Here is a 6,000-nt window from a genome sequence, read left to right as displayed (position 1 = left end):
GTATCACGCAGGACTGCGGCATCGAACGCGCCCAGCACCGCGCCGCTCGTGCCCAGCGGAATCCTATCGGTCTGGTGCTGCGGGTCTTCCTCCGCCTGGCATGTCACCGGTTGCGGACAGGCACGTCGTGGGGTGCGGCCAAAGCCGCCATTGTCCGTGAGGCAATACGAGCCTACCTGGCCCATCCACGCTCTACCCAGCTCTCAACTGCGTAACTCCTATCTCCTATCTTCTATCTTCTATCTTCTATCTCCTATCTCCTCCCTCCTACCCCCTACTCATCACCAACGATCCATTGACGATAGGCCGGTGGTCGCCGGAGTTTCGTTGCCTGCTCGAAAGCGTAAGCCAATCGGATCAGCATCGGTTCAGACCATGCGGTGCCGATGAAGTTGATCGCGATTGGTAAACCGAACGCCATCCCTGCCGGTACCGTCACCATTGGATAGCCAGCTCGCGCCGCGAGCGAACTGCTCCCGCCAGGGTAGCGATCTCCGCCGATCAAATCAATCGGCCAGGCCAGACCGGTTGCCGGCGCGACCAGGGCATCGAGCTGCTGTTCGTAGAGCAGGGTGTCGAGCGCCTGACGAGTAGCATCACGACTGGCAGCCAGGGCCTGTTGATACGCCGGATCATCGAGGTTGCCAACGGCGACGGCCTGGACAAGCAGTTCCTGACCGAAGAAGCGTAACTCGTGTTCGGCATGTTGTTCGTTAAAGGCGATCAATTCCTCTAACGAACGTGGCGTAGAGGTGGCTGCCTGCGGATCAGGCACGCGGCTGGCAAGGTAGCGGTTGAGCGTGGCTTTGAATTCGTACAGCAGAACCGTTAACTCGGCTTCATTAAATGCCAGCAACTCATCAGGAAATGTCACAGGATCAACTACATGAGCACCGGCATCGCGCATTGCTGTCAGTGCTGCCGCAAATGCCTGTTCAACGTGGCGGCCAAAGCCGGCGAAGCGATCACTGCGCAACACCCCAATCCGTGTACCCCGCAGTGCATCGGCCTGAAGACAGGTGCGGTAATCCGGGCGAACGTGTCCGGCGGCGGCTGCGGTCACCGGATCGTGCGGGTCGGGGCCGGCAATGATCCCCAGCACCGTGGCGGCGTCGGCTACACAACGGGCGTGCGGGCCGACGGTGTCCTGGGTGGAGCTGATTGGGATCACACCAGCACGGCTGGTCAGGCCAACCGTTGGTTTAATTCCTACCACACCACACAGCGCCGATGGGCACGAAATAGAACCATCGGTTTCGGTACCAATCGCCGCTACACACATACTGGCTGCCACTGCGATGGCCGACCCCGAACTGGAGCCACACGGACTCCGGCTCAGCACATAGGGGTTGCGCGCCTGACCACCCCGCGCACTCCAGCCACTTGATGAGCTGGTACTGCGGAAATTCGCCCATTCGCTCAAGTTAGCTTTACCCAATAGCACGGCACCGGCAGCCCGCAGACGGGCAGCAACCGTTGCTTCAGCAGCCGGTCGCGAGCCGATCAGGGCCAGGGAACCGGCAGTCGTGGCAGTGTCGTCGAGCGTATCGATGTTGTCCTTGAGCACGATTGGAATGCCGTGGAGCGGGCTGCGCGGGCCGCGCACGTCACGTTCAGCGTCGAGGGCAATCGCGGTTTCGAGGGCGCTTGGGCTGACTTCGATCAGCGCATTCAGACACGGTCCGGCCCGATTCAGTGCATTGATCCGCTCAAGGCAGGCCATTGTGAGCGCTTCTGCTGTAAGGGTACCAGCTGCCATTGCCGCCTGAAGATCGGCAATGGTCGCTTCGTAAGCCAGCGTTCCGATGGAACTGGTGGGATCGTTGAACGTCATAGCATCCTCATTTCCAGGCATCACCGGCAGATGGGATTAGCTATCCCTACCTGACCCACGATAGTCGGGCAGGGATAGCCTGTCAGGCGCTACAGTACCTTCACCGGTTTGAGCAATCCAGGCCGTTCGCGATTGGCGGCCTCGATAGAGTCTGCTGGGCCAAGCACTGCAACCTGACCATGATCGCGTAGCGCTGCTGCCGCTTCGGCAAAAGCCATGAAATCTGCCGGCGATGTTGCCAGCACCTGATCACGTATCTGCTGGCGATATTCATCGCTGATACTGGTGAGGTAGCGGACCAGTGCTGTGTAGCCTTTGGCATCCGGCAACTGATAGGCATCCATGTCGCCGATAGTGCCGATAATCGCCCGTTCAACCGTTTTTGGATCAAGAGTGATGGTTTGCAGATACGTTGCTATTTCATCGTACACATCCAGCGTGCGGAGCAGGTTGGGGTCGCGGTAGGAGGTGGTGATGAACAGACCGGTACTGCGGTCGTAGTTGCCACTGGCGCCATAAGCACCACCCTGGATCCGAATCCGGTCGAGCAGATAATCGATCCGGAGATGGCGCAAGACAACCATCGCTGCACCGCTCGGACGGATGCCGTGAGCGTGTAGATTGACACCCTTGGCGACGTAGTTCACCTGGGCAGGAATGATCAACCCTTCGCCATCATCAATACGGCTGGTTGGCCACGACACCGGTGAGTATGTGTGCTCCGGCAAATCGGCAATCAGATCGTGCAGCAGCGGCAATACGATCTTCTGACCATCGGCGTCAAGCGTGAGATTGACCACCAGACCCCGCCGGTTGACCAGCGAGGTACGCACCGTTTCCAGATCGGCCAGCACCCCCGGCCAATCCTGCTGAATCCGTTGTTCGAGTTCACGCAGGAAGAAGATGGCCGAAATGCCACCCATCTGTTCATCGGCCCACTCAGCGGCAGAAAACCGAGCTGCGAGCCGTTGCCGGGCGTAGGCATTGCCGGCCGGCACCAACGACGACTCTTTGTTTGCACGGGCACGCAACACGATCTGGCGGAAGCGTTCTTGATTGTCGAGCTTTACTGTCAGCAGAATTTCCTGCAACAGCTTGAGCAGCTCTGTCGTTTGGGCTAACGTACTCTTACCCCGAACAACCAGGCGACCTACCGGTGTTGCCGTCATCACATCAGTAGCCGTCATTGTCGTCGCCGAGATACCGCCGGTCTCACGGCCAATCCGCTGCAACAGCCGCACAAAATCAGACGTTGCAGTACCCATTTCGGTGAGCGCACGGGCAAAGAGTGGGACGTAAGGCAAGAGCTGTGGTGGTAGTGCCCGCAAGTCAAAGGCCAAATCGAGATACACAATACCATTGGTAAAGAGAGGATGCCGCAGCAGCGGTACACCATCCACCTCGTCTATATCGGTTGGAATGCGCTTCACCTCGCGGTCGAGATCGGTCAGTTGTAGGGTCGGAATCGTGGCCAACGCCTCCGGCGGATCAGGGGTTTGTTGCCATTCCTCCAGGGCCTGGGTCTCGGCAACCAGCGCCGCCCGCTTTTCATCATCGAGCGTGGCTGCAAAGGCTTCGATCCGGGCTTGCTCGGCAGCAGCCAGCCGCGCAGCGTATTCAGGATCGGGGCGCAGCGTGACTCTGGTACGGTGCGGATTATCGAGCAGTAATTCGCGGATCAGACGTTCAAACAGACGCTCGCCATTGGCGACTGCTGCGCGTACCGCTGCCAAGGGCGCCTCAAAGCGCAACGGTGCAATGGGATCATCCTCATACAGCCAGGTGGTCAGCGCTCGCATCATCAACACCAGGCCACGCGGAAAGCTGCCGGTGTTATTCTCACGCAGACTGAACTCGAAGGTGTTAAACGCCGCTGCAATGGTCTCCGGGTCAAACCCCTGTTCGGCAAGGTCGTTGAGCGTGCGCAAAATGAGTGCCTCGACCTGTTCGGCGTTTGCCGGGTCGATCCCTTTCATACCGACCGAGAAGGTATGTTGCAGGAGATCACTCTCATACCCGCCGATGACCTCTTCACCCAGCCCCGAATCGATCAAGGCTTTGCGCAAAGGAGCAGCGGCATTCCCCAACAACATATAGCTCAGCAGCTCACGCGCCATCAGCTGGATCGGATCGCGATTATCGTCGATCAACCAGTTGACCATCACCATACCCTTCTGCTGCTCGTTATCGGCAGCGCTGAAGGTGTATTCAAAGGTGCGCGGTGCAGTGAAGCGCTCTTGCTTCTCGATCTGCGATGGTGGTGTAATCGGCTCGAACTGGCTCAGGTATTCATCGAGTTTGCGCAGCCGCTCTGCCGGCGGATCATCACCGTAGAAGAAGATGCGTGCATTCGAGGGATGGTACAGGGTCTCGTGAAACCGTTTGAAGGCTTCGTAGGTCAGATCAGGAATGACCAACGGGTCACCACCCGATGAGTAGCCATAGGTGGTGTCGGGGAAGAGTGACTGCTGCGAATAGCGGTAGAGCATCCCATCAGGTGATGAGTATGCACCTTTCATCTCGTTGTATACCACCCCTTTGATGGTGATCGGCGCATCAGGTGCCGGTAATTCAAAGTGCCAGCCCTCTTGCTTGAGAATTTCAGGGGTAATGCGCGGGAAGAAGACTGCATCGAGATAGACATCAACCAGATTGTAGAAGTCTTTCACATTGGTACTGGCAACCGGATACGCAGTTTTATCGGGAAAGGTAATCGCATTGAGAAAGGTATGTACCGATCCCTTCACCAGCGTAAAGAAGGGATCTTTCACCGGATACTTGCGCGAACCGCAGAGTACCGAATGCTCAAGAATATGGGCAATCCCGGTTGAGTCACGCGGTGGAGTGCGAAAGGTAATCCCAAAACACTTATTTTCATCATCGTTTTCGAGCGAAAGAAGTTCAGCACCGGTCTTTATGTGGCGATATAGGCGGGCGCGCGTGTTGAGTTCAGGAACGAACTCATCGCGCAGCAGTTCAAATCCATGCTCGTTCGACATGACAACCTCGTCTGGTACAATACGCTTGTGTGGGGTACAGATATATTAAGAATATTGTACCAGAATGTTTTGATTCCTGAAGGCTATGGCAACAACTGTTTCCATCATCTGCACAGTGCGTGATGAGGCAGATAATATTGCGGCGCTACTCGACTCGATGATCGCGCAAACCCGCGCTGCCGACGAGATTGTGATCAACGATTGTCAGAGCGTTGATGAGACACCGGTCATTGTGGCCGCTTACGCAGCGCGGTATCCGCAGATTCGCCTGGTGCGCGGTGGTCATAATATCTCGTCGGGACGTAATAACGCGATCCGGCATGCCCGTGGTCAGATTATTGCCAGTACCGACGCCGGTCTGGTTCTCGATTCGCACTGGCTGGCCCGGATCGTTGCCCCTATAGAAGCTGGTGAAGCCGATCTGGTGGGTGGGTTCTTCCATCCCACGCCCGGCTCCCTGTTTGCTCTAGCGCTGGGTGAGACGAATTACCGGCGTAGTCGCGAGATCGATCCGGCCACCTTCCTGCCGTTTGGCAAGTCAATGGCCTTTCGCAAAGAGGTCTGGGAAGCGGTCGGCGGCTTTCCCGAATGGGCCAGTCATTGCGAAGACCTGCTCTTCGATCTGGCGGTCGAGCAGGCCGGCTTTCGGCGCACCTTTGTCCCCTCAGCCGTTGTCCACTTTGCTCCCCGGCCCACCCTGCGTGCCTTCCTCCGCCAGTACTACACCTATGCCCGCGGCGATGGACGGGCCGGCCTGTGGCCATTGCGCCACGCGCTTCGCTACGCCGTTTACGCCACCCTCAGTGCGTTACTGACCATAGCGTTGACCCGACCACAGCTACGGATTCCGATCGGGTTTTTGATTGGATTGGGAGTAGCTGCCTATACTCGTGGCCCCTACCGACGGCTCTGGGTCCGCCTGCGCGGCCGGTCAGTTGGTGAGCAATTACTCGCGTTGACCCTGGTTCCATTCATTCGCCTGGCCGGCGATCTCGCCAAGATGATTGGCTACCCGGTTGGTGTCTGGCAACGCCTGCGCACCGGGATGACGCAATAGAATCACTGAACACTGCACCAGATGTTACCGCGTGTCGTTGCTGTGTTCTGCGCACCGTGTCGTACAAAGGATCGAAGCCGCTCTTACCTTCGCCGGCGGAGTCATGCACC

At 57.9% G+C, this 6,000-nt stretch carries 3 protein-coding genes and 1 pseudogene; 2 read left to right on the top strand and 2 right to left on the bottom strand.

The genetic code is table 11. The annotated features are described in order from the left end of the window. A pseudogene (locus VAE55_RS05345) lies at positions 1 to 215 on the top strand (IS701 family transposase); the annotation flags it as partial. Positions 216 to 274: 59 nt separating this feature from the next. On the opposite strand, the gene VAE55_RS05340 reads toward VAE55_RS05345, so the two are convergent. Both VAE55_RS05340 and VAE55_RS05335 read right to left on the bottom strand, forming a co-directional pair. Beyond that, positions 275 to 1,834: an amidase gene (locus tag VAE55_RS05340; protein WP_322814773.1), complete on the bottom strand. Its 1,560-nt coding sequence runs from the start codon at positions 1,832 to 1,834 to the stop codon at positions 275 to 277. An 89-nt stretch (positions 1,835 to 1,923) separates the two neighbouring features. Then, complete coding sequence (locus VAE55_RS05335; protein WP_322814772.1) at positions 1,924 to 4,833, bottom strand: insulinase family protein; 2,910 nt, start codon at positions 4,831 to 4,833, stop codon at positions 1,924 to 1,926. Positions 4,834 to 4,918: 85 nt separating this feature from the next. Here VAE55_RS05335 and VAE55_RS05330 point away from each other — a divergent pair, with 85 nt between their 5' ends. Beyond that, a complete protein-coding gene (locus VAE55_RS05330; RefSeq protein ID WP_322814771.1) occupies positions 4,919 to 5,890 on the top strand; it encodes a glycosyltransferase in 972 nt (323 codons plus the stop codon). The last annotated feature ends 110 nt before the right edge of the window (positions 5,891 to 6,000 follow it).

Origin of the sequence: Chloroflexus sp., from assembly GCF_034432675.1 — a bacterium.
GTDB lineage: Bacteria > Chloroflexota > Chloroflexia > Chloroflexales > Chloroflexaceae > Chloroflexus.
This window is presented reverse-complemented; position numbering and strand designations above follow the sequence as displayed.